This window comes from Cohnella mopanensis (genome assembly GCF_022352055.1).
Lineage (GTDB): Bacteria > Bacillota > Bacilli > Paenibacillales > Paenibacillaceae > Cohnella > Cohnella mopanensis.
Window position 1 is genome coordinate 500,865 of record NZ_JAKRWM010000006.1, and the last position, 22,489, is coordinate 523,353.

Consider the following 22,489-nt stretch of genomic DNA (forward strand, 5'->3'; position numbering starts at 1 on the left):
TATCAATCTCCGGGCGCAAAGCTAGGCTCCAATGAAGGAGCCCGCTTTTGTGTCCGTATAACGCATTCTCATTCAAACTCCCCAAGAAGCGTAGTCAGTGCGTAGGGGAGTTACGCTCTAACGATGACCCGAAGCGCTCGAAAAGCGCGAACGGAGTCACCCTTTTTGCTCCAAAAGTAAAGCGTAGTCCCGGTTTGCAGAGCAAATCCGGGACGGAGCGATCCTTGCACCCCATGTAACTCTCAGCCGTCAACGGAAACTCCTGCGACAATCGCCGGGTGTCCAGAGGGCAGAGCCCTCGGAATCCCCCTTCGGGAAGGGGGACTTAGGGGGATGCGGCACTCAGACTTAGGGGGTAGCGTATTTTCTTATAAACCTTTGCTAGCGATATAAGCAGCCAAGTCAACAACGCGGTTGGAGTAGCCCCACTCGTTGTCGTACCAGGAAAGAACTTTAACCATGTTGCCTTCTACAACCATCGTGTTCAACGCATCGATTGTGGAAGAAGCAGGATCGCCGTTGTAGTCGCTGGAAACAAGCGGCTCTTCGGAGTAGTTCAAGATACCTTTCAAAGGACCTTCAGCAGCAGCTTTCAGAGCCGCGTTTACTTCTTCAACTGTAACGTTAACTTTCAACTCAGCAACGAGATCCGTTACGGAAACGTTAGGAGTCGGTACACGCATGGACATTCCGTTCAATTTGCCTTTCAATTCAGGCAATACGAGGGAAACGGCTTTAGCAGCACCCGTGGAAGAAGGAATGATGTTCTCAGCCGCAGCGCGTGCGCGACGCAGGTCTTTGTGTGGAAGATCCAGAACGCTTTGGTCATTCGTGTAAGAGTGGATCGTGTTCATCATGCCTTTAACGATTCCGAACTGATCGTTCAATACTTTAGCGAATGGAGCCAAGCAGTTCGTCGTGCAAGAAGCATTGGAGATGATCGTGTGAGCGGATGCATCGTATTTGTCATGGTTAACGCCCATAACGATAGTGATGTCTTCGTTAGTAGCTGGAGCGGAGATGATTACTTTCTTCGCGCCGCCTTTCAAGTGAAGCTCGGCTTTGTCTTTCGCAGTGAAGATACCTGTGGATTCAACTACGATTTCAGCGCCTACGGAAGACCAAGGCAAGTTGCCAGGATCGCGCTCAGCGAATACTTTAACCGTTCTGCCGTTTACGATAAGCGCGCCTTCGCCCACTTCAACCGTTCCGTCCAATTTGCCGTGAGTCGTATCATATTTCAGAAGGTGAGCAAGCGTGTTAACGTCAGTCAGGTCGTTGATTGCAACGATCTCTACGTTCGGGTTGTTCAGGGATGCGCGGAATACGTTACGTCCGATACGTCCAAATCCGTTAATACCAACTTTTACTACTGCCATGATTGGTTTCCTCCTTGGAATGAAAAAAATTTGTTTGATCTATATGTCAGGCGCCTTTAGCGCCGAGACCACTATGCTAGTAGGGTTTCCTGAAAAATGAGCTTATAACGGTCAGATTGAATTAAACGTGCCTGAGCGCTTCTTTCGCAGCTGCTTCGTCCGTTACGAGAACGTCGTCGTGACCGAATCTCATGACCGACGCGATCGCCTCGCCTTTACTGCTACCGCCGGCGATACCGATCACCATGCCTGCCGCTTCGATATCATCCAAGCGCAAGCCCGCTGTCGCCATACGATGAACGACTTTGCCGTTACGATCAAAATAATAACCAAACGCTTCTGCTAGCGCGCCGTCCTTGACCAATTCTTCCATCGTCTCATCCTTTAGCTTCCGACGCCTTGCCATTGTCACCGCATCCCCGATCCCATGAACGACGATACGCGCGCTGCGTATCATATCGACCACTTCTCGGACATTCGGCTCCTGCATGATCGTCTGATAAGCTTCCTCGCTGAGATGGTCAGGCACATGAAGCATCCGATAACGCGCTCCCGTTCGCTTAGCCAATTCCGAAGCGATCGTATTCGCCTGATAGTCCACGCTCTCTCCTAAGCCGCCTCGCGCCGGCACGAACCAGTTGTCTCGCAACTGAGAAGGCGTCGTGAATTGCGAAGCCATTCGAGCCATTGTGGATCCGCCCATAACGGCAACTACGTCTCCGGAGGATAGAATGTCGCGCAGCACGCGGCTTCCCGCTCTGCCAAGCTCCATTTTAATGTGATCCGAAGCATCGGAGTCTCCTGGAACGATGACTACCCGCTTCAATCCGAATGCGTGACGAACCGTCTCTTCTAGATCCGACAGACCGAACAGTTCCTTGACGATCGGCTCCATCTCTTCCACTAACTGTTGTCCGCTCGCGCTGAGAGTCATACCGGACGATGCCGTATTCAGCAGCCCTTGCGACCTAAGCACCTCAAGCTCCGAACGCAGAACGCGTTCCGTCATATCTACGCTAGTGGCAAGCGTTCGCCGCCCGATCGTACCCGCCATGTGAATCCGGTGCAAAATATCGTACCGTTTCTCCATTACCTGCAACAGATCAGGAAGCAACTTCTTCTGAATGTTCACGATTTGTCGCATTCTGTTCGATTACCCTCCTGAGACCGAATGGTCATCGTCGGTAACGATGCGAATGTTTGGTTGGACGAAATTTGTCCCGCCATATCACTTTAAGTCCCACCTCTATTTTATCTAAATTTCTAAACCGATGCAATACTTACCGTCCACGAAAATAACAAATTTAAAACAGCATGTTCCCTTGCATTTTAGGGCCGCATCACCTATAATAACTCTTGCTGCAATTAATGAGCGCCCGTGGTCCAACGGATATGACGCAGCCCTCCGAAGGCTGAGATTGAGGTTCGATTCCTCACGGGCGCGCCAATTTTTATTTAACGCCAAATATAGCCTACAGCACAACCGACCGTTTGATACGGTCGGTTTTTTTATTTCCTTATATTCTATTACCCGTCCCCATCGAATTAACTCGTAGAGGATCGCGTTATCGGAAAGCATGGAAGAAAGGGGATTGTGCTGGAAAGTTTACGTCCGCCTTTAAAATCGAGTTGTGACCCTATATTCTCATCCCAAACAACTCGATTTTAACCAGCGGTGGAAGCACAACCCCTTCTCTGTAATGCTGATTTCCGATAACAACTCCCCTACATGGCTACAGCCGATGAACCCGCTTTGACTTTCTTTGACTTTTACCCCCAAATTCGCTATGATAAGAAAACCAAATTATGAGGAGGGACGTCAAACATGAGTTTTGTACCTATGGTTGTCGAGCAAACAAACCGCGGGGAGAGAGCCTACGACATTTATTCCCGCTTACTCAAGGATCGAATCGTATTTCTAGGTACTCAGGTCAATGACGTGGTTGCCAACTCCATCATCGCCCAGCTGCTGTTCTTGGCGGCCGAAGATCCGGAAAAAGACATCCACTTATACATCAACAGCCCAGGCGGCTCCATTACGTCCGGGATGGCCATTTACGATACGATGCAGTTCATCAAACCTGACGTCTCCACCATTTGCGTCGGCATGGCCGCATCTATGGGAGCTTTCTTGCTTGCGGCAGGCGCCAAAGGCAAACGCTTCGCCCTTCCTAACAGCGAAGTAATGATCCATCAACCGCTCGGCGGAGCAGAAGGCCAAGCGAGCGATATCGAGATTAGAGCTCGCCGTATCTTAAAGCTTCGGGATAAGCTTAACGGCATCCTATCGGAGCGCACAGGTCAGCCGCTTGAGAGAATCGAGAAAGACACCGATCGCGACAACTTCATGGAAGCCGAAGTTGCACGCGAATACGGACTGATCGATAAAGTTATCGACAAAGTCGTTTAACTATAAGAAACCGCCAACTAAAACGCGCACGGCCGTCTTTCCAGCGGCCGTACGCGTTTTTAACTTTCATGTAAAAAGACAATATCGATTTACCACATATATACTCGAGTGTCAACAAAAATTCAAAACTTTGAATGCCCTCTCTGCTAGTCAGACAATCCGTGATATGCTGGTTTATGAGATAATACCATTTACCTCCAGTTCTAGTTATCTCTTAGGAACTCAGAAGAGAGGGATCCACATGCATGAAAGAGCTTACCCGTATCTAGTAACCAAGTCGTCCGAATTGAAAGAAAACGTCCGTAATACGAGAGAAAATTCAGTGGATATGGCGGCTGCCCGTCGATTAAGCGATAAAGCGTCATTGCTTCGCCCGTTGAAGGACGAACACTTGCTGGAAGTATATAGAGAAGCCAAAAAAATGAATTTATCCAGTGAATTCATCGAATTGCTGGAAGAAGCGCTCTCCATTCGCCAGTTAAGTCATTACAAAGAAGCCTAAAACCTACAGAAAACTACATAATTTATGACCACCCTCCATTCGGATGGTGGTTTTTTATTTCTTATCATAGACAAAGAAAAAGGCAGGTACTGAAACCCCTGCCTCATCTTTCGCGTTTCCACGACGAGCGAATTACTGCATTTCGTACTGTACGGTAACGGATGTACTGATCTCGATCTGGCCGGACTGCACCGATGAAGACGCCGGAGTTGCTGCTAAATCGTTCATCATCATTTTAGCTTCGGTACGCGCATACAGGATAGGTGCGTTCGACACATCGCCTTGCACGATGTTCACAACGCCCTTCAGTTGGCGCTTAGCTGATGTTGCTAGCACACCTGCCTTGGCCGCCGCGTTATCCATCGCTTTTTTCAAAGCATCCAGCTCATATTGTTCCTTCTTCTCAGTCGAGAACTGTACGCCATCAAGACGATTAGCGCCAGCTGCAGTCAAAGCATCAAACAACTTCCCGATTTCCGGCAGCTTCCGGTAAGTCACTTGAATGGAATGAACGGCCACATACCCTTTGAGTACCCGCCCATCCTTCTCCGTATAATTGTATTCTGGCTGTACATCGAAACTCGTTGTCTTAACGTCTTTCTTGTCTATCCCGAATTTCTCATATAACGTTTTCTCTACTCCCGCAAATTTAGTCGCATTCGCTTGTTGGGCATCCGCGGCTTTTGATCCGCGAGTTTCAACCGCCAAGTTAAGATACGCGACATCCGGTTCCACCATAATCGATCCGGTTGCCCCTACCGTAACCGTATACGCCGGTGTTGTTGCCGCAGGTAAAGACTCAGCCGCCACGATATTGCCCTCCCCTTTGTTTAACCCCACCCATCCGATTACGCCGGCTACCAAAGCCACCACTAGCACTTGCATCGTTTTTTTCTTCATGATTCAATCCCCTTTCGATCGTTTGAACTTAAGACGCAAAGCGTAACCCAAATGTTTCAACAATTGTTTTTAAAATGCAAAAAGCTCCTCGAAGGGAGCTTCATGCAAATGTGACTTATTGGTTTTCCAGTTCTTCTTTGCTTACAAGCTGCACTAAAGCGGTTACAGCTTGCTCTGCGTCAGAACCTTCCGCGCTGATCGCGACTTCCGTACCCGAACTGATCGCCAAGCTCATAATACCCATGATGCTCTTAGCGTTAACTTTCTTGTCATCCTTCTCCACGAAGACGTCGGAGGAGAATTTATTGGCTTCTTGCACGAATAGTGCCGCCGGTCTGGCGTGAAGACCCGTTTTAAGCCGAACAACCACCGGCTGTCTCGTCATGGACCGGATACCCCCTATCTTTGTTCGTCCCGCTACCCGGGACCCCCGTGCTACAGTTTCTTAACTATTATAACATTGATATGAACAAATACGCTATACGGTTATGCTCCGCCATTCCGGATTTTTTCAGCCCACTCATCTAGCTTCCGAAGCCGGTGGTTTACTCCCGATTTGCTTACCTGCCCTTTCAATAAATCGCCGACTTCCTTCAAGTTAATATCTGGATGTTGAAGCCTGACTTCCGCCACCTCGCGAAGCTTATCCGGCATATTATGCAGGCCTACCTCTTTCACGAGCAGCTTGATGTTATCGATCTGTCTGACCGCAGCTCCGATTGTTTTGTTCAAATTGGCCGTCTCGCAATTAACGATCCGGTTTACGGAATTACGCATATCCCGCATGATGCGAACATCCTCGAATTTGAACAGCGCCTGATGAGCGCCGATAAGGCTTAGAAACTCGATGATTTTCTCGCCTTCCTTAATATATAGGATAAACCCCTTCTTCCGCTCAATAAACCTCGCGTTAAGATGGAATTTATTAGCAAGATCAACTAGCGCTTGACAATGTTCTTCGTACATCGAGGAGATCTCCAAGTGATACGACGAACCCTCAGGGTTATTGACCGATCCTCCTGCAAGGAATGCACCGCGCATATAAGCCTTTTTGCAGCATGATTTCCGAACCAATTCCTTGTCGATGCTCGGATGAAATAAGAAACCTTCCGATACGATTGAGAGATCATTCAGTATCGCCTCCGCCCCGGCAGGCACCCTCACGACGTATACATTGTTCTTCTTGAGCCGCATTTTCTTACGAACGAGAAGCTCGGTTACAACCTTGAAATGCCGCTTAAGAAGGGTATAAATTCGGCGTGAGATTGCGGCATTCTCGGTGGAGATATCCAGAACAACCCGTCTGTTGGACAGCGAGATCGTTCCGTTCATCCGAATCAATGCCGACAACTCTGCCTTCTCGCAGCAACTTTCGGTCTCTAGCAGCGTTAATTCCTTTTTCGTTAGTGCCGCAAACGACATGCCTCTTTCACCCCTTTCGCAACATCCAATCTTCGACCAGATGGTAAATATGATCACTTAACTTCGCTGCGTCATGACGCAAATAGGTCCGGAATAATACAAGCGTGTCGGCGATAACCTTATATCCTCGCTTGGTTACTTCCTCTAAGTCCAAATGAACGGCTGTGGAGCCCTTTTCCGCATATAGACTTTGCACCTGCGGGGGAATCTCCCCATCGTTAACGATAACATAATCGAATATATGATGGCCAATATGAGAATGGATTGCGGTTAAATGATCGCTTACGGAATAATTGTCCGTTTCGCCCGGCTGCGTCATCACGTTGCATACGAACAGCTTCACCGCATCCGACTGGATAATCGCTTCCGCAAGCTTAGGCACGATCAGATTCGGAAGAATACTCGTATATAAGCTTCCCGGCCCGATCAGAATCGCATCGGCGTCCCGGAGCGCTTGAACAGCTTCCGGCAAAGCCTCGACGTCTGCCGGCTCCAGGAACACTTTACGAATAGCGAGCCCGGATTTCGGTATCGTTGATTCTCCTACGACGATAGAGCCATCCTCCATCTCGGCCTTCAACACGATCGCTTGATTCGCCGCCGGCAGGACGCGACCCCGAACGGCGAATATTCGACTTAACTCGGTAATTCCCGTTACGAAATCACCTGTAATGTCCGTCATCGCCGCCAAGATTAGATTGCCTAAGCTATGCCCGGCTAATCCGGTTCCATTCTGAAATCGATATTTAAGCACCTCGGCCAGCAGGGGCTCCGTATCCGCTAACGCGGTCAATACGTTGCGGATATCCCCGGGAGGGGGAATCTGCAACTCCTCGCGCAGAATGCCCGAGCTCCCGCCATCGTCGGCAACCGTTACGATTGCCGTAATATCAAGCGGCTTCTGCTTAAGCCCGCGAAGCATGACGGACAACCCCGTGCCGCCGCCAATGACGACGATCCGCGGCTTACGGGTAAGACTCGGCTGTTGTTTGATCGCCATAGCCTCCCCTCAGCTTTGCCGATCGCGATCAGAATCGCGATGGCTCACTCTCACAAGTTCCGTCTCGCTAGAGCCTAGCATACGCCCTAGATACTCCGCCAGAGCCACGGAACGATGCTTGCCTCCCGTACACCCGATTCCGATGACGACTTGGCTCTTGCCTTCCTTGTGGTACAGAGGAATCAAATATTGCAGCATATCCAGTAATTTGCTGAGGAAGGTTTGCGTTTCCGGCCATTTCATGACATAGTCGTAAACTTCCGGCTCAACGCCTGTTTTCGGACGTAAATTGTCCACATAATGCGGATTAGGCAAAAACCGAACATCGAAGATCAAATCCGCATCGATCGGAACGCCGTACTTAAATCCGAAGGACGTAACGTTAATATTAATATTGTTCCGATCCATGTCCGTAAAGCGACCGATGATCTTCTCCTTCAGAGCGGCCGGCTTGATGTTGCTCGTATCGATGACTTGATTCGCCCAGCCTTTCAGATCCTCCAGCAGTTTCCGCTCCAAATGGATCCCGTCCAGCGGTAAACCGTCCGGAGCAAGAGGGTGCCTGCGCCGACTTTCCTTGTAACGCTGTACGAGCACCGAATCCGTCGCATCGAGAAACAGAATCTCATAATGAATCGTATAGTTCTCGCGAATATGATTAAGCGATTCGGATAAAGCCGTAAAAAACTCGCGTCCCCGCAAGTCGATGACCAAAGCTACTTTGGCTATGCGCCCTTGCGATTGTTCGATCAGTTCGGCGAATTTCGGTATGAGTACGGGTGGCAAGTTATCTACGCAGAAAAAACCCAAATCCTCCAGGCTCTGCACGGCAATGGTTTTCCCCGCGCCCGACATCCCCGTTATGATGACTAGCGTAGGCTGTGACGTTATCGTATCCATGCTTTCCCCTCCCCCAATAAAGACCAATGAATGAAAGAACGCTCGACCCGCCATATTCGCGCGGAGCCGAGCGTCTGCTTCAATTATGCTCGAAGGAACAATCCCGCTGCCCCTACGACCCCAGCGTTGTTGCCGAGCTCGGCAGCGACGATCTCCACTCCTTCGCGGGCATTATCCGGCGTTAATTTATTGAACACCTCGCGAATTTGCTCGAACAAGAATTCCCCGGCCTTGCTCACGCCACCGCCAACGATGAACCTCTCCGGATTAACGACAACGGCGACCGCCGCCATCGATTTGCCCAGATAGAAAGCCGCACGGCTAACGATGCGCTGAGAGACTTCATCTCCGCCCTTAGCAGCGTCAATAACATCCTTCGCCGTCAATTCGCCTTCGACGAGCGCCAGCGAAGTCCGGTCTCCCCGGTCCACAGCGTCTTTGCCCATTCGGATAATTCCGGTTGCCGACGATACCGTCTCCAAGCACCCCATCTTACCGCAGCCGCATTGGATCGCTTCAAGGTCGGCCACGATGGACAAATGGCCAAGCTCTCCTGCCATACCCGTAGACCCCTCAATAAGCCGATTGTGCAAAATAATGCCGCCGCCGACGCCGGTTCCAAGCGTATAACATACGCAGTTAGGAATGTTCCTGCCTGCGCCGCCCCACGCTTCACCAAGGGCAGCTACGTTAGCGTCATTATTAATTTTGACCGGCTTGCCGAGCTTCTCTTCCATAATTTGCTTGACGTGCACATCTTTGAAAGGAAGGTTAGGCGAGAAGTTAATGATGCCCTCCGGAATATTCAGAAATCCGGCGATACCGATTCCTACGCCCGCAACGGCATCCCATTCCGGTGTTCCCGGAGGTACGAGCTCTTTGACATAGGCCGCAATGTTGGATAACACGGCGTCCGCTCCACCAGCAGCTTGTGTAGGCCCTTCGTAAGTACGGAGCAAATCCCCCGTTGCATTGCACAAGCCGACCTTAATAGCGGTTCCACCCAAATCTACGCCTACATACAACGATTCTGACATGTTAATCGACACCTCATAAGAATAAATGTTATTTCCTCATACTCATCCGGCTCGCGCCGTCTTAAGACCGTTATCCGCTTCACTTAACCTAGAGATTGGCTCCAATCATGCACGGCCGAATTCTCTAAATATTTCTCGCAATCGAGCGCGGCCATGCACCCGCTGCCGGCGGCTGTAATCGCTTGACGATATTTATGATCCTGAACGTCGCCGCATGCGAATACGCCCGGAATATTCGTTTCCGTCGTCCCCGGATTCACTTTAATATAGCCGAGTTCATCCGTATCGATCTGATTATCCAAGAACTTTGTGTTCGGCGTATGGCCGATTGCTACGAACAAGCCTTGTGTATCGATGATTTCTTCTTGTCCGGTCGCGTTGTTGAGCACCTTCAACCCGGTAACGCCATTGTCTCCGGCTACGACCTCGATCGGAGTTTTGTTTAAGCCCCACAGGATTTTGTTGTTCTCCCGCGCGCGATCCTGCATGATCTTAGACGCTCTCATCTCGTCACGCCGATGTACGAGCGTAACTTCGGAGGCGAAACGAGTCAAGAAACTCGCTTCCTCCATCGCGGAATCCCCACCGCCGACGACGATGATCTTCTTCCCGCGGAAGAAAAATCCGTCGCACGTCGCGCAAGTGCTGACGCCTCGCCCAACATTGTCTCTTTCCCCTGGAATGCCCATATATTTGGCAGATGCGCCCGTGGAGATGATCAAGGTTTCCGCTTGCAACGTTTCGCCGCCCTCCAAGGAAAGCGTAAACGGTCGTTTCGACATATCCACCTTATTAATCCAACCCGTACGGAATTCTGCCCCGAACCGCTCCGCTTGCTTACGCATGTTCGCCATCAAGTCAGGCCCCATAATTCCTTCCGGAAATCCGGGGAAATTCTCGACTTCCGTCGTTGTCGTCAGTTGGCCGCCCGGTTCCGGTCCTTCGATGACCAGCGGGGACAGGTTGGCCCTTGCCAAATAGATAGCCGCCGTTAAACCGGCAGGTCCGGTTCCGATTACGATCGTTTTGTGCATCATCGTTCCTCCTATTGTGCAACGTTCTGCCTACGAACACGGTTTAGTGAAAAGAAGGCGTCGTTAAATCTAGCTTCTCCCGAATGCCGCATGCTTCGTCAATTCGGTTCGCATAACGGCTTATGCTCGCTTGGGAGACGCCATAGCGACTAACCAAATCCGCGTAAGTAACCGTTCTGCGGTGCATCTTGGCCGTCCAATATTCCAAGGCCGCAGCCCAACCTGTCGACTTATGAAGCTTAGGCACTTCGGGATAAACACGGGACAAGTAGTCGACCCACAACGTCATCATATCGTGCTGCTGTACGACGTCATACCGTCCCGACATGCCTTCGAGCGCTTGCTCCAGAACGGCTTGCCAAGCACTGTCCCATACCGGCAGCTTCGCCGACTTGCGTCGCGCCTCAAGCGTAATCGTCCGTCCGCTGAACATAACGATCAACGAATCCTGGACTCCGATGGAACGCAGCACGAGAACGGCTACTCGCTTCAATTCGTCGTCCTCATCCGCATCGATCAAGAAGGCTTTCAACGCTTCGATAACTTCTTCGTCGGCGACGAGCCCCAGCGCTTGAATGACCTGAACCTTCGTACGGCGGTCTCCATGGCGAAGTGCCCAGAAGAAGGAAGAACGAATGAGCGGATCGCGCTTCAATGCCTCCGTCACTTGACCCGGACTATGCTCCCATTGCCGAAATTGCTCTTCGAAGGGCAAATGGTAATGATAATGAGTCGGGGGACTTTCCTCTCCCGCGCGAACCTGTTCCAGCCTCCGCAAATAAAACGAGGGAACGGGCGATTCCGCGTCCAGCTTCTCGGCTTGCTTCCAGTGTTTCTCCGCATCATCGTAACGTTGCAGATTCACGGCCGCCACGGCCGCGAAGTGGTGCAGGCTCGGTTCTCCCGAAAGCTCTCCCGTCCTTAGCAAACGGCGGAAGTGCCCGTAAGCCTCGCGATGCTCTCCAACGATTCCTAGCGTGGTCGCCATCTTGAACACATGCTCGGGATGGAACGGCACCGTCTTGTTCAGCTTCTCGATCAAAGCCTGCAGCGGCCCATCTTGATTCGAATGCTGGTAGAAAATCGCGAGATTGCAAAGCGCATGCAAATTCCCGGGTTCCGCTTCAAGCACTTCCGTAATGGTGACGATCGATTTCTCGAATAATCCCATATAGTAGTATGCCAGTCCCAGGTTATTCCTTGCAGCGAGAAAGTCGGGTTCTCGCCCAATAATTTCTTCCAGCATCTTAACGGCTTCCGCGAAATGTCCTGCTTCCAGCAGCTCGCGGGCTTTGTCGTGCGCGTATATATTTTCCTTCGCCTTAATGGTAACTAGCTTGGTAGGCCGGTTCAGCTCGTAATTCAGCAGATCGAGCAATTCGTCCGACTCATCCAGAAACTGTCCCTCGAGATCGTTCTCCAAATACCGGACAAGCGCTTCTTCTGCGGCTTCGAACAATTCCATATTGGCGTAGTTGTTAGCTAAGTAATAATAGCATTCCGTCATGCCCGGATCGATCTGATCCAATACCGAGCGAAGAATGACGTTCGATTCCTCGTAACGCCCCATCTCCGACAGAATACCTGCCATGTTGCAGTGATTGACCGGATTTTCCGGTTCGTACTCGACCGCCCGGCGAAAATATTTAAGTGCCTTGTCGTAGTGGTATCGATCCAGCGACTGTACGGCACGTTCGAAAAAGAATGTAGCGTCCAGACGCATCGGGATCACTTTGGGACGTCGGTTGTTGGCCGCACGCTTCCGCTGACTCATCGGCAAGGCACCTCCTAGGTGTTCTGGAACTTCATCACCCACGATTATATCACAGCCTGAGCAATCCATAAAATAAAACCATCGGCGAACGCGATTCGACGTTCACCGATGGTTCTATCTATCTTCCGACTAAATTCCTGCGTTCTTGAAGAGCGTGCTGATCGAGCCGCCCTCCATGATAATACGAGTAGCTTCCGCTAACATCGGAGCAACGGTAATGACCTTGAAGCGCGAGGAACGCTCTTCCGGCAACAAGATGGAGTCCGTAACGACGACTTCCTTAATGTTCGGATGATCGAGACGTTGCAAGGCAGGACCTGAGAACAGCGGATGCGTGGCGCATACGAACACGTCTTCCGCTCCGCGTTCCTTCAAACCTTCCACGACGTTCACGATCGTCGTTCCGGTATCGATCATGTCTTCGATAATGATCGGCGTACAGCCTTGGACATCCCCTATAACATGGGTGATGACGGATTCGTTATGCGCCGGGCGTTTCTTAATCATGATGGCGAAAGCGCAATCCAATTGGTTGGCCAGCTTCTCGGCCGTCGAAGCTCGTCCGGCATCAGGCGAGACGACAACCGGGTTACGGATATTCTTAGCCTTCAGATAATCGCTGATTAAATCCAGCGCAGTCAGGTGATCGACCGGAATATTGAAGAAACCTTGAATGGCAGGAGCATGAAGATCGATCGTAACGATCCGGTGTGCGCCTACTGTCGTTAGTACATCGGCAACCATCTTCGCGGATATTGGCTCGCGCGGAGCGGCTTTTCGTTCTTGACGAGCATAGCCATAGTACGGCAATACGACGTTGATGGTACGAGCGGATGCCCTTTTTGCGGCATCGATCATGACCAGCAACTCTACGAAGTAGTCATTGATCGGATGGGATAACGATTGGACTATGAACACGTCGCAATTACGAATCGTTTCCTCATAGTGAACGTATACCTCGCCGCTCTTGAACCGGGAAAGTTTGATTTTCCCAAGCGGCAACCCAAGATGCTCGGCTATTTTACTTGCCAACAATGGATTGGATGATCCCGAAAAGATACGAAGCTTGCTGCTGCTGTACATGTGCCCCTCCAAATTTAGCTATTCAACACTCCATGTGTCGAAAACCGTCAGTAAACCTATAGTCAACCTACATTATACATGAGTACGGCTGGATTTCAAAAAGGTTTCAACACCCGTTTGCGCCGCTCAAACGTGGCTATGTGCGAATATCCGACGTTTTTCAGCATCGTTTGCGCATCTGCCCCTTTTTGCCCCACTTTATCGGGGTGATGAGCATCGGAACCATAGGTAACCGGGATGTCGAGAGCCATTGCTCTTTCGAGCATGCCAACGGAGGGATACATTTCCTTGCATGGGGCATAGAAGCCTGCTGCGTTAAGCTCGAAAGCAAGATCGTGCCGTTTAACGGCCTTAAGGGCGGCATCCTCCAACGGAGTCGCATCCTCCTCGGGACGGAAGCCGAACCGCTTGATGGCATCGATATGGCCGATATAGTCGTAGAAGCCTGTAGCCGCCGCTTTCTGGATCGCATCGAAGTACTGCTCGTAAGCCCCGATGACGCTCCTGCCTTCCCATTGATGCACCTGCCGGAAATCCGTTACGTCCCAAGTGCCGAGAAAATGAACCGAGCCGATCACGTAATCCCACGGGTATCCGTTCACGATTGCTTCGATCTGTTCCTCGTAGCCTTCGATGTAATCCCCTTCCAAGCCGACTCGCACGGCGATTCTGTCCTTGTACTTTTCCTGCAGGCTAAGGCATTCCTCCACGTATCGGGGAAGCTCTTCCATCGACATCGCGATATCGGGATGCTCTTCCGGGCTGACATGAAGCAAAGGCATGTGATCGGACAAGCCGATTTGCTCCATGCCTTTGTCAATCGCGCTTAACACGTATTCTTCTAAAGTCCCGACCGCGTGTCCGCAACGATAGTTATGCGTATGATAGTCGATGCGCATGGATGTACTCATCACCGTCACCTAATCATTCTTGACCGGCTTCCGGTTCCGGAATTCAAGCTCTTGCAGAACCCCATCGAACGGAATGCCTTGCTCGCGCAATAGAACCATCAAGTGGAAAATCAAATCCGCAGCTTCGCAACGAAGCTCGTCTTGATCGCGGTTTTTGGCGGCAATGATCACTTCCGCGGTTTCCTCGCCGACCTTCTTGAGAATTTTGTCTACGCCCTTCTCGAAAAGGTAAGTCGTGTACGCGCCTTCCGGACGTTCCGCGTCTCTTTGCGCGATCGTCGTTTCGAGGCGGCTTAACGGACCGAACCGATCGTCATCGTGCGACTGCAAGGATGTCGAGGCCGCTTGGCTATCATTCGCCGCATCTAAGGTTCCTTCGCGATAGAAGCAGCTGTAAGCCCCCGTATGGCAGGCAGGGCCGTTCTGACGCACTTTCACGAGCAATGTATCGCCGTCGCAATCGTAATGCAGAGAGACGATTTGCTGCGTATGGCCGCTTGTCGCGCCCTTGTTCCACAATTCGTTCCGGGAGCGGCTCCAGAACCACGTTTGGCCGCTTTCCAGCGACTTATGCAAAGACTCTTTATTCATATACGCCAGCATCAGCACTTCTTTGCTCAGCGCGTCTTGCACGATGGCCGGCACAAGCCCGTCCGGGCTCCATTTGATTTGATCCTGTAATTGAGCTGATTCTTGTTGTGTCATCGTACGTTCACTCCTTTACCGCGTAGCGTATCTTTAACCTCTTGCACCGACACTTCTTTGTAATGGAAAATGCTTGCGGCAAGCGCCGCGTCCGCGCGGCCTTCCGCGAATACGTCCGCGAAATGCTGGGCGTTGCCCGCTCCGCCGGAGGCGATGACCGGAATGCCTACGCTGCTCGATACCGCGCTCGTAAGAGCGACATCGAAGCCGTCCTTCGTTCCGTCCGCGTCCATGCTTGTCAGCAGAAGCTCCCCGGCTCCCCGGCGCTCCGCTTCTTGCGCCCAAGCAAGCGCGCGAATGCCCGTCGCGTTGCGGCCGCCGTGAGTGAATACTTCCCATTCTCCCCACTCCGCATTGAACTTCGCATCGATTGCCACGACGATACACTGCGCACCGAACGTCCGCGAGCCGTCCGTGATCAGATCCGGGTTGCGGATCGCCGCCGTGTTAATGCCGATCTTGTCTGCTCCGGCGCGGAGCAGTCGCTTCATGTCTTCGACGGCGGAGATGCCTCCGCCAACCGTAAAGGGAATCGTAATTTCCCCGGCCGTCCGGCGAACGACGTCGACCATCGTGGCCCGTCCTTCTACCGATGCGGAGATGTCCAGGAACACAAGCTCATCCGCGCCCTCGCGGTCATAGATTGCCGCAAGCTCCACCGGATCTCCGGCATCGCGCAGATTTACAAAATTAACTCCCTTAACGACTCGCCCGTCTTTAACGTCGAGGCAAGGAATGATTCGTTTGGCCAGCATGTTGCGTTCCTCCTTTTATCGCGTTCTCCGCTATCACGACCGCGACGGATCGCAATAGGCCACGACTTCGCTATAGGACAAAGTTCCTCCGAAAATATCGAGGGCGCTGCCGATCGTAATGTCCAGCTTGCCGCTCGTCAACTCCCGGAATCGCGCCAAATCCGTGATCGATCGCGCACCACCTGCGTAAGTGGTCGGAATTCTTGCCCATTCGGATAGCTTAGCTGCCAGCTTCTCTTGGACGCCCTCCCGCTTACCCTCAACGTCGACCGCGTGGATCAGAAACTCGTCGCAGTAGCTTTCGAGCTCTCGGACATTTGCTTCGTTTACCTCCAAATCGCTAAACGTCTTCCACTGGTTTGTCACTACATACCATTTTCCATCCCGTTCCTTGCAGCTGAGGTCAAGTACAAGTCGTTCCCGACCAACCTCCGAAACGATTCGCCGCAGGTTATCCATCTGCAGGCGACCGTCCCGGAAAACGTAAGAAGTGACGATGACGTGCGAAGCCCCTTCACATAAGTAGGCTGCCGCGTTCTCCGCTGTGATGCCGCCGCCGATCTGCAAACCGCCTGGATATGCCCTTAGCGCCGACAGCGCAGCCTCCCGGTTGCCGTCTCCGAGCATGATGATATGCCCGCCAGTTAACCCGTCTTGTTTATACAGCGAAGCATAGTAGTCCGCCTCCCGTTCGGAGACGAAGTTCTCCACGACCTTCGAGGTGTCCGCTTGAAGCGTCTCCCCGACGATCTGCTTCACCTTACCTTGGTGAATATCAATACAAGGTCTGAACTTCAAATCTCTCAGTCCTTCATTATAGTTTTCCCGACTGTCATATCCGTGAACTTGCGCAGCAACGCCATGCCAAGAACGCCGCTTTTCTCCGGATGGAATTGCATCCCGAATAGGGAACCCCGTCCAACGATTGCCGTAACCGGCTGGTAGTAGTCCGTTACCGCGAGCAGATCCGAGCTTAGTTCCGGCAAAACGTGATAAGAGTGAACGAAATAGACGTGTCCGGGCTCTACTCCATCGAATAGAGGGCTCGGTTGTTGAAACGTAAGCTCATTCCAGCCCATATGCGGCACTTTATAATCGCCCTGGAAACGAACAACCCGGCCGGGAAGCAAATCCAAGCCTTGGTGCACGCCATGCTCCTCGCTTTCGGTGAACAAAAGCTGCATTCCCAGACAAATTCCGAGAAGCGGTTTGCCGGAAGCAGCATAGGCTTTCACCACGTCCACCAACCCGGTATCCCGGAGATTGGCCATGGCGTCGCCGAAAGCGCCGACGCCGGGCAATATCGCGCCGTCGGCAGCGAGAATCTGCTCCGGATCGGAGGTTACGATCATCTCGCAACCCAACCTCTCTACGGCTTTGCTGACGCTATGCAGGTTGCCCATGCCGTAGTCGATAATGGCGATCACTTACAACACTCCTTTGGTAGAAGGCACGCCCTTCACGCGTGGATCGATCGAAGTCGCTTCGTCTAGCGCGCGTCCGAGCGCTTTGAATACCGCTTCGATCATGTGGTGCGTATTACGTCCGTAGTGGACGATGACATGTAAAGTAATTCGCGCTTCAAGCGCCAATTTCCATAGAAACTCGTGTACGAGCTCCGTCGTGAAGCTGCCGACGGTAGCTGCCGGGAACTCCCCGCGCAATTCGAAATGCGGACGGTTGCTGATGTCGATCACGACTTGCGCAAGCGCCTCGTCCATCGGCACGAATACGCTGGCATAACGCTTAATGCCTGCTTTGTCTCCTAACGCTTCGCGAAGCACCTGACCCAGGCAAATCCCGATATCCTCGACCGTATGGTGATCGTCGATGTCCACGTCGCCGCGAGCGTCCACTTTGAGATCGAATTGTCCGTGCTTAGCGAACAGATCCAACATGTGATTCAGGAAAGGAACGTCCGTCTCGATGGACACCTCTCCAGTACCGTCTACTCCCAAGGACAATTGGATGTCCGTTTCATTCGTCTTGCGGGATACGGCCGAACTGCGGCCTGCTTTCAATTGCTCTTCACTCATTTCTATTCCCTACCTTCCAATCGGATTTCCACCGCGCGGGCGTGAGCTTCCAGCCCTTCATGGCGGGCAAGCGTCGCAATCCCTGCAGCGTCTCTGAACAATGCATTCTTGCTATATCGGATCAAACTGGATTTCTTCAGAAAATCGTCCACGTTCAGCGGAGAAGAGAACCTCGCGGTTCCGTTCGTCGGCAAAATATGGTTCGGACCGGCGAAATAATCTCCCACCGGCTCGGAGCTGTAAGGACCGAGGAAGATCGCGCCTGCCGTCTCGATCCGGCCAAGCAAATCAAGCGGATCCTCGGTCATCACTTCCAGATGCTCCGGCGCCAGCTTATTCACGACATCCAGCCCTTCGTCCAGGCTGTCCACGACCAAGATCGCACCGTATTGCTCCAGCGAGCGCCGAGCAATCTCAACGCGCGGCAGCGTAGCCACCTGCCGCTCCAGCTCCGCCGCGACCGCGTCGGCCAAAGCCTGCGACGGCGTCACGAGCACCGCCGACGCCATCTCGTCGTGCTCCGCTTGCGACAGCATATCCGCGGCAATAAACCGCGGATCCGCGCTGTCGTCGGCCAGCACGACAATCTCGCTCGGGCCCGCGATGCTGTCGATGTCGACAGCACCGTATACGGCGCGCTTCGCTAGCGCCACGTAGATGTTGCCGGGCCCGCAAATCTTATCGACGGCGGGAATACTCGCCGTCCCGTAGGCTAGCGCAGCTACCGCCTGCGCCCCGCCAACCCGGTACATCTCCGTAACGCCCGCTTCCGCGGCCGCCACTAAGATGTACGGATCAATGCCTTCCCGCCCGCCGGTCGCCGGGGGCGTGACCAATACGATCTCCGGCACGCCGGCCACCTTGGCCGGAAGCACGTTCATGAGCACCGACGACGGGTACGCCGCCTTACCCCCAGGCACATACAGTCCGACCCGCTTAAGCGGCCGAAGCACCATTCCCAGCATCGTGCCGTCCGGCGCTACGTCTATCCAAGTTCCGCGTTTCTGCTTTTCATGGAAAGCCGTAATATTCGCCGCCGCTTGACGAAGCGCATCCAGAAACTCCGGTTCTACCTTCGCATACGCCCCTTGGATTTCCTCGTCCGTAACGCGCAGCTGCTCCGGTCTCAAAATCACTTTATCGAACGCGGCCGTGTAGCGCAGAAGCGCTTCATCGCCTTCCCGTTTAACGGCGTCGACGATTTCCTTGACTGCGGCGTTCTGCTCCGGGGAGCCATATTCGCTCTCCCGCTCCAGTTGAAAATCAGAAGCTTTGCCTTTATACATCCGTACTCCTCCTCATCCCGATTACGCCTGTGCGGAGATAACCGTACCTAACCGATCGCACAACTCTTGAATCGCTACGTTTTTCAGCCGGTAGCTTACCCGATTCGCGATTAAACGGCTCGTGACCTGAAACAATGTTTCCATCTCTACCAGTCCGTTCTCTTTCAGCGTCTGGCCGGTTTCCACCATGTCGACGATGCGATCCGCAAGTCCGATCAACGGCGCCAGCTCGATCGAGCCGTTCAATTTAATCACTTCCACCTGTTGGCCTTGCTCGCGGAAATATTGAGAAGCCACGTTGGCGTATTTCGAAGCCACCCGAGGATGAATGGTCGGCTTCCAGTCCGGCAGCCCGATGACCGACATCCGGCATTTGGCGATTCCAAGATCGAGCAACTCGTATACGTCTTTACTTTCCTCCATGAGCACGTCTTTGCCCACGATCCCGATATCCGCCACCCCGTATTCTACGTAGGTAGGCACATCGACCGGCTTCGCCATGATGAATTCCATGTTTGCTTCCGGCACTGGAATGATCAACTTCCGGGAATCGTCGAAATCTTCCGGAATATGGAGCCCCGCTTGCCGAAACAACTTACTCGCCTGCTTATAGATACGCCCTTTAGGCATTGCAACCTTCAACACGCCGTTATCCGTCATGCCAAGCCCTCCGCTTCCTTGCCGATGCTAACCGCATATCGGTACTCCGTCCCCCGATAGGAGATCGTTCCGGAACCGTCCCACTGCCGTACGGCTAGCTGTTCCTTGTCTTCAGGCGAATAGACGACAGTTACGACTGTCTGCCCCTGAGCGCGCCGACGTTCCGCGTCTTGCAAAGCCTGTTTCCGTTCAGAAGAGTCATATACGATCAAGCAGCGTTCTTGCTCTTCCTCCGCATCCTCCACGACCTCGAGAATTCGGGTTGTTTTCAAAGCGAAACCCGTCGCGTGCGCCGGACGGCCGAATTGGGCCAGCAGGTTGTCGTATCTGCCACCGCTGCAAACCGGGAAGCCCAATTGAGATGCATATCCCTCGAATGTAAGCCCCGTATAATAAGTGAAGTCGCCGATCATCGTCAGATCGATCAGCACATGCTCCTGTATCCCGTAAGCTTCCAGCACGTCCCATACTTCGCATAGATGCTTGATCGCCGCTTGGGCACCTTCGTTCGCGCTAAGCTCTAACGCTTGAGAGCATACTTCCTGCCCCCCGCGAAGCCGCAAAATATCTTCTAACTCCCGCTTCCATGCGGAGTCGAGCGACAAGCCGCGAATAACGTCCCTGTATCCGACATGGTCTCGTTGCAGCAGACAAGCCTTCAACGCTTCCTGCTCGCTCTCAAGACCGGGTAGCGTTTCCTGGAATAAACCGTTCAGGAAGCCGACATGACCCATCGCGATCTTAAAGGACGGCACGCCCGCAGCCTTCAAGGAAGCAATCGCGAGGGCGATCACTTCCGCATCCGCTTCCGGGGAAGAATCGCCAACCAGCTCGACGCCGGTTTGATAAAACTCGGCATCCCGTCCGCCTTCTTCCTCGAAAGCACGGAATAAGTTGCCATGATAGCTAAGCCGTATCGGGAACGGCTTATCCTTAAGCAACGATCCGACAACCCGCGCAATCGGCGCAGTCATGTCAGAGCGTAGTACGATTGTTGTTCCGCGTTGATTAAGCAGCTTGAACAGCTTCTGATCGGATGTAGCGCTAGCCACCCCAACCGTATCGTAATATTCGATGGTCGGCGTGATAATTTGCTCGTATCCCCACAGACGCATGCAATCCAGCACGTTTCGCTCGATACGGCGTAGCTTGGTCACTGCGTGCGGCAGATAGTCTTTAACTCCCGTCGGTTTTTCGAACACTTTTGGTTTCGTCATGAATGGTTCACCCTCGTCTCTATCACACAAAATCATAATTTTCCATTATCTTATGGAGCTTAATTTCGCTTTACTACGTTAAAGTTTTACCATGTTACCATACTGCCAACATAAAGAGGTTAGTCGTATATTACCATGTCGCTCCCGCTCAGTCAATCCTCTAATCCCATGCCGTAATTCGCTTCTTTTTTCTTTCAATCCGCACTTTTTTTCCCATTACGACAAACAGCTCATTCCAACAACTTGCATTCACGTATATTTTCTAGTTAACTGGTAGTGGGGTTCCGTTTGCGGTTTATTCAAGCCGTTCCGATTACCCCGGATATCACCATTCGTATCAAGGAGCTTGGAAATGTCAATTAAATCAAGATTTATCGTATGGTCAATCATTGTCGCCCTAATATCGCTCACGCTTTGCTACTTCTTTCTTCAGAGGTATTCTTCGCATATCCCTCTTCTAAATCGACTCTCCTCCTCCCAAGAGGAAGATCCGGAAGACCCAGCCGTGAAGTATAAGGGCCTGGTTCCTGAGCCAGATGACCCCAACGGTATCTATTATCAAGATCGCGTGCTTGTACTCATGTATCATGATCTCAGCCCGACGCCGGATGATATCGCTCAGATTTCCGTCGCAAATTTCGAAAAACAAATCCAATTGATGAGCGTCAACAATTTTCATTGGATTACGATGAGCCAATACAGGGATTTCATTCTGCATGGCAAGCCTGTTCCCGCGAATGCGGTGCTGCTTACGTTCGATGACGGATACGAATCTCTCTATGAATATGCCTATCCTATCCTACGGAAATACAACGCGCCCGCTTCCAGCTTCCTGATCGTCAACTCGGTTAGCAATCCTAAGGAAAAAGGAGTCCCGAAGGTGACCTGGGAACAAGTAAAGCTCATGCACCAGAACGGAATGGAATTTTTCAGCCATACGTACGACTCGCATAAGTATGTCCCGACCGAATCAGCGAATCGGAAGCTCAAGTCTAAGCTCGCCCGTAGAATGTATTTAAAGGATCAGGATAGAGTGGAAACAGAGGAAGAATACACTCTACGCGTAACTAACGATTTGAAAAAAGCAAATGAGATTCTGCAAGAGAAGCTGGGCGAACAAAATCACATTCTTGCTTTTCCTTATGGGGCATTCTCCAAATCATTGCTCGCTATATGTAAGGATCTAGGCATTGATATTACATTGTCAGTAAAAAGCGGATTAAATAAAACCGGACAACACAACGGCTACCGGTTAAACGCCGGCGGAATGACGAATGACCCCGTGTTGCAGCTTTCCCTTATGAAACATGCGCAGGAACGGATTGGAAATAACCATTTCAAGAGCGAACCTACTAATCCGCACTTTACGTTATGGACTTTAGTTGTCCTACTGATCGCAGGTTTATTCTGGTTAAGATCGGGCTGGAAGCTGCTTGAGGCGAGAAAGGGGAACAGCAAGGGGAGTTCATCCACTTAAA

Annotated in this window: 23 protein-coding genes and 1 tRNA gene; 4 read left to right on the forward strand and 20 right to left on the reverse strand. The window is 52.0% G+C overall.

Annotated features, from left to right (window positions below):
* Positions 1 to 368: 368 nt before the first annotated feature.
* Both gap and L3D05_RS12850 read right to left on the reverse strand, forming a co-directional pair.
* A complete protein-coding gene (gene gap / locus L3D05_RS12845) occupies positions 369 to 1,379 on the reverse strand; it encodes a type I glyceraldehyde-3-phosphate dehydrogenase (RefSeq protein ID WP_239616441.1) in 1,011 nt (336 codons plus the stop codon).
* Between the two features lie 121 nt (positions 1,380 to 1,500).
* Entirely contained in the window at positions 1,501 to 2,523 is a 1,023-nt protein-coding gene (locus L3D05_RS12850; RefSeq protein ID WP_239616442.1) for a sugar-binding transcriptional regulator, read from the reverse strand.
* A 228-nt stretch (positions 2,524 to 2,751) separates the two neighbouring features.
* Here L3D05_RS12850 and L3D05_RS12855 point away from each other — a divergent pair.
* The 3 genes from L3D05_RS12855 to sda all read left to right on the forward strand — a co-directional run bounded on the left by L3D05_RS12855 (position 2,752) and on the right by sda (position 4,291).
* Positions 2,752 to 2,826 (forward strand) — tRNA-Arg (locus L3D05_RS12855).
* Positions 2,827 to 3,204: 378 nt separating this feature from the next.
* Positions 3,205 to 3,789: an ATP-dependent Clp endopeptidase proteolytic subunit ClpP gene (clpP, locus tag L3D05_RS12860; RefSeq protein WP_239616443.1), complete on the forward strand. Its 585-nt coding sequence runs from the start codon at positions 3,205 to 3,207 to the stop codon at positions 3,787 to 3,789.
* A 241-nt stretch (positions 3,790 to 4,030) separates the two neighbouring features.
* Positions 4,031 to 4,291, forward strand: a complete 261-nt coding sequence (sda, locus tag L3D05_RS12865) for a sporulation histidine kinase inhibitor Sda (RefSeq protein WP_239616444.1) — start codon at positions 4,031 to 4,033, stop codon at positions 4,289 to 4,291.
* Between the two features lie 132 nt (positions 4,292 to 4,423).
* Here sda and L3D05_RS12870 read toward each other — a convergent pair whose 3' ends face one another.
* From L3D05_RS12870 to L3D05_RS12955, 18 genes are all read right to left on the reverse strand, one after another.
* Positions 4,424 to 5,191 carry an SIMPL domain-containing protein gene (locus L3D05_RS12870; RefSeq protein ID WP_239616445.1) on the reverse strand — a complete coding sequence of 256 codons (768 nt, stop codon included), beginning with the start codon at positions 5,189 to 5,191 and terminating at the stop codon, positions 4,424 to 4,426.
* A 115-nt stretch (positions 5,192 to 5,306) separates the two neighbouring features.
* Entirely contained in the window at positions 5,307 to 5,576 is a 270-nt protein-coding gene (locus L3D05_RS12875; protein WP_027086334.1) for an HPr family phosphocarrier protein, read from the reverse strand.
* Between the two features lie 101 nt (positions 5,577 to 5,677).
* Positions 5,678 to 6,613: a DNA-binding protein WhiA gene (gene whiA, locus L3D05_RS12880; RefSeq protein WP_239616446.1), complete on the reverse strand. Its 936-nt coding sequence runs from the start codon at positions 6,611 to 6,613 to the stop codon at positions 5,678 to 5,680.
* A 7-nt stretch (positions 6,614 to 6,620) separates the two neighbouring features.
* A complete protein-coding gene (gene mgfK, locus L3D05_RS12885) occupies positions 6,621 to 7,613 on the reverse strand; it encodes a gluconeogenesis morphogenetic factor MgfK (RefSeq protein ID WP_239616447.1) in 993 nt (330 codons plus the stop codon).
* 9 nt (positions 7,614 to 7,622) lie between these two features.
* Positions 7,623 to 8,513 (reverse strand): RNase adapter RapZ, encoded by an 891-nt coding sequence (gene rapZ / locus L3D05_RS12890; RefSeq protein WP_239616448.1) that lies wholly within the window; start codon positions 8,511 to 8,513, stop codon positions 7,623 to 7,625.
* 83 nt (positions 8,514 to 8,596) lie between these two features.
* Positions 8,597 to 9,550 (reverse strand): ROK family glucokinase, encoded by a 954-nt coding sequence (locus L3D05_RS12895; protein WP_239616449.1) that lies wholly within the window; start codon positions 9,548 to 9,550, stop codon positions 8,597 to 8,599.
* Between the two features lie 83 nt (positions 9,551 to 9,633).
* Entirely contained in the window at positions 9,634 to 10,584 is a 951-nt protein-coding gene (gene trxB / locus L3D05_RS12900) for a thioredoxin-disulfide reductase (RefSeq protein ID WP_239616489.1), read from the reverse strand.
* Positions 10,585 to 10,627: 43 nt separating this feature from the next.
* On the reverse strand, positions 10,628 to 12,358 hold the full coding sequence (locus L3D05_RS12905) for a tetratricopeptide repeat protein (protein WP_239616450.1): 1,731 nt from the start codon (positions 12,356 to 12,358) through the stop codon (positions 10,628 to 10,630).
* 129 nt (positions 12,359 to 12,487) lie between these two features.
* On the reverse strand, positions 12,488 to 13,441 hold the full coding sequence (locus tag L3D05_RS12910) for a ribose-phosphate diphosphokinase (protein WP_239616451.1): 954 nt from the start codon (positions 13,439 to 13,441) through the stop codon (positions 12,488 to 12,490).
* A 95-nt stretch (positions 13,442 to 13,536) separates the two neighbouring features.
* The gene (gene hisJ / locus L3D05_RS12915) at positions 13,537 to 14,340 is read right to left on the reverse strand and encodes a histidinol-phosphatase HisJ (RefSeq protein ID WP_239616490.1); all 804 of its coding nucleotides are present in this window, start codon (positions 14,338 to 14,340) and stop codon (positions 13,537 to 13,539) included.
* 21 nt (positions 14,341 to 14,361) lie between these two features.
* The gene (hisIE, locus tag L3D05_RS12920; RefSeq protein ID WP_239616452.1) at positions 14,362 to 15,057 is read right to left on the reverse strand and encodes a bifunctional phosphoribosyl-AMP cyclohydrolase/phosphoribosyl-ATP diphosphatase HisIE; all 696 of its coding nucleotides are present in this window, start codon (positions 15,055 to 15,057) and stop codon (positions 14,362 to 14,364) included.
* Complete coding sequence (hisF, locus tag L3D05_RS12925; RefSeq protein WP_239616453.1) at positions 15,054 to 15,812, reverse strand: imidazole glycerol phosphate synthase subunit HisF; 759 nt, start codon at positions 15,810 to 15,812, stop codon at positions 15,054 to 15,056. Before hisF ends, hisIE begins: the two co-directional genes overlap by 4 nt.
* 33 nt (positions 15,813 to 15,845) lie before the next feature.
* Positions 15,846 to 16,610 carry a phosphoribosylformimino-5-aminoimidazole carboxamide ribotide isomerase gene (gene hisA / locus L3D05_RS12930; RefSeq protein ID WP_239616454.1) on the reverse strand — a complete coding sequence of 255 codons (765 nt, stop codon included), beginning with the start codon at positions 16,608 to 16,610 and terminating at the stop codon, positions 15,846 to 15,848.
* A gap of 5 nt (positions 16,611 to 16,615) precedes the next feature.
* Positions 16,616 to 17,239, reverse strand: a complete 624-nt coding sequence (hisH, locus tag L3D05_RS12935; RefSeq protein WP_239616455.1) for an imidazole glycerol phosphate synthase subunit HisH — start codon at positions 17,237 to 17,239, stop codon at positions 16,616 to 16,618.
* A complete protein-coding gene (gene hisB, locus L3D05_RS12940; protein ID WP_239616456.1) occupies positions 17,240 to 17,848 on the reverse strand; it encodes an imidazoleglycerol-phosphate dehydratase HisB in 609 nt (202 codons plus the stop codon).
* Between the two features lie 2 nt (positions 17,849 to 17,850).
* On the reverse strand, positions 17,851 to 19,134 hold the full coding sequence (gene hisD, locus L3D05_RS12945; RefSeq protein ID WP_239616457.1) for a histidinol dehydrogenase: 1,284 nt from the start codon (positions 19,132 to 19,134) through the stop codon (positions 17,851 to 17,853).
* Between the two features lie 21 nt (positions 19,135 to 19,155).
* Positions 19,156 to 19,794 (reverse strand): ATP phosphoribosyltransferase, encoded by a 639-nt coding sequence (gene hisG, locus L3D05_RS12950; RefSeq protein ID WP_239616458.1) that lies wholly within the window; start codon positions 19,792 to 19,794, stop codon positions 19,156 to 19,158.
* Complete coding sequence (locus L3D05_RS12955; protein WP_239616459.1) at positions 19,791 to 21,011, reverse strand: ATP phosphoribosyltransferase regulatory subunit; 1,221 nt, start codon at positions 21,009 to 21,011, stop codon at positions 19,791 to 19,793. The genes hisG and L3D05_RS12955 overlap by 4 nt, the downstream gene beginning before the upstream one ends.
* Positions 21,012 to 21,516: 505 nt before the next feature.
* Here L3D05_RS12955 and L3D05_RS12960 point away from each other — a divergent pair.
* Positions 21,517 to 22,488: a polysaccharide deacetylase family protein gene (locus tag L3D05_RS12960; protein ID WP_239616460.1), complete on the forward strand. Its 972-nt coding sequence runs from the start codon at positions 21,517 to 21,519 to the stop codon at positions 22,486 to 22,488.
* Position 22,489 lies beyond the last annotated feature (1 nt).

Excerpts from the sequence above, each read along its gene's own strand:
- hisD (WP_239616457.1), bottom strand. The coding sequence starts at position 19,134 with ATGTATAAAGGCAAAGCTTCTGATTTTCAACTGGAGCGGGAGAGCGAA.
- hisJ (WP_239616490.1), bottom strand. The coding sequence starts at position 14,340 with ATGCGCATCGACTATCATACGCATAACTATCGTTGCGGACACGCGGTC.
- L3D05_RS12955 (WP_239616459.1), bottom strand. The coding sequence starts at position 21,011 with ATGACGAAACCAAAAGTGTTCGAAAAACCGACGGGAGTTAAAGACTAT.
- hisB (WP_239616456.1), bottom strand. The coding sequence starts at position 17,848 with ATGAGTGAAGAGCAATTGAAAGCAGGCCGCAGTTCGGCCGTATCCCGC.
- L3D05_RS12870 (WP_239616445.1), bottom strand. The coding sequence starts at position 5,191 with ATGAAGAAAAAAACGATGCAAGTGCTAGTGGTGGCTTTGGTAGCCGGC.
- trxB (WP_239616489.1), bottom strand. The coding sequence starts at position 10,584 with ATGCACAAAACGATCGTAATCGGAACCGGACCTGCCGGTTTAACGGCG.
- mgfK (WP_239616447.1), bottom strand. The coding sequence starts at position 7,613 with ATGGCGATCAAACAACAGCCGAGTCTTACCCGTAAGCCGCGGATCGTC.
- L3D05_RS12895 (WP_239616449.1), bottom strand. The coding sequence starts at position 9,550 with ATGTCAGAATCGTTGTATGTAGGCGTAGATTTGGGTGGAACCGCTATT.
- L3D05_RS12905 (WP_239616450.1), bottom strand. The coding sequence starts at position 12,358 with ATGAGTCAGCGGAAGCGTGCGGCCAACAACCGACGTCCCAAAGTGATC.
- rapZ (WP_239616448.1), bottom strand. The coding sequence starts at position 8,513 with ATGGATACGATAACGTCACAGCCTACGCTAGTCATCATAACGGGGATG.
- L3D05_RS12910 (WP_239616451.1), bottom strand. The coding sequence starts at position 13,441 with ATGTACAGCAGCAGCAAGCTTCGTATCTTTTCGGGATCATCCAATCCA.
- whiA (WP_239616446.1), bottom strand. The coding sequence starts at position 6,613 with ATGTCGTTTGCGGCACTAACGAAAAAGGAATTAACGCTGCTAGAGACC.
- hisG (WP_239616458.1), bottom strand. The coding sequence starts at position 19,794 with ATGACGGATAACGGCGTGTTGAAGGTTGCAATGCCTAAAGGGCGTATC.
- clpP (WP_239616443.1), top strand. The coding sequence starts at position 3,205 with ATGAGTTTTGTACCTATGGTTGTCGAGCAAACAAACCGCGGGGAGAGA.
- sda (WP_239616444.1), top strand. The coding sequence starts at position 4,031 with ATGCATGAAAGAGCTTACCCGTATCTAGTAACCAAGTCGTCCGAATTG.
- gap (WP_239616441.1), bottom strand. The coding sequence starts at position 1,379 with ATGGCAGTAGTAAAAGTTGGTATTAACGGATTTGGACGTATCGGACGT.
- hisIE (WP_239616452.1), bottom strand. The coding sequence starts at position 15,057 with ATGACACAACAAGAATCAGCTCAATTACAGGATCAAATCAAATGGAGC.
- hisF (WP_239616453.1), bottom strand. The coding sequence starts at position 15,812 with ATGCTGGCCAAACGAATCATTCCTTGCCTCGACGTTAAAGACGGGCGA.
- L3D05_RS12875 (WP_027086334.1), bottom strand. The coding sequence starts at position 5,576 with ATGACGAGACAGCCGGTGGTTGTTCGGCTTAAAACGGGTCTTCACGCC.
- L3D05_RS12850 (WP_239616442.1), bottom strand. The coding sequence starts at position 2,523 with ATGCGACAAATCGTGAACATTCAGAAGAAGTTGCTTCCTGATCTGTTG.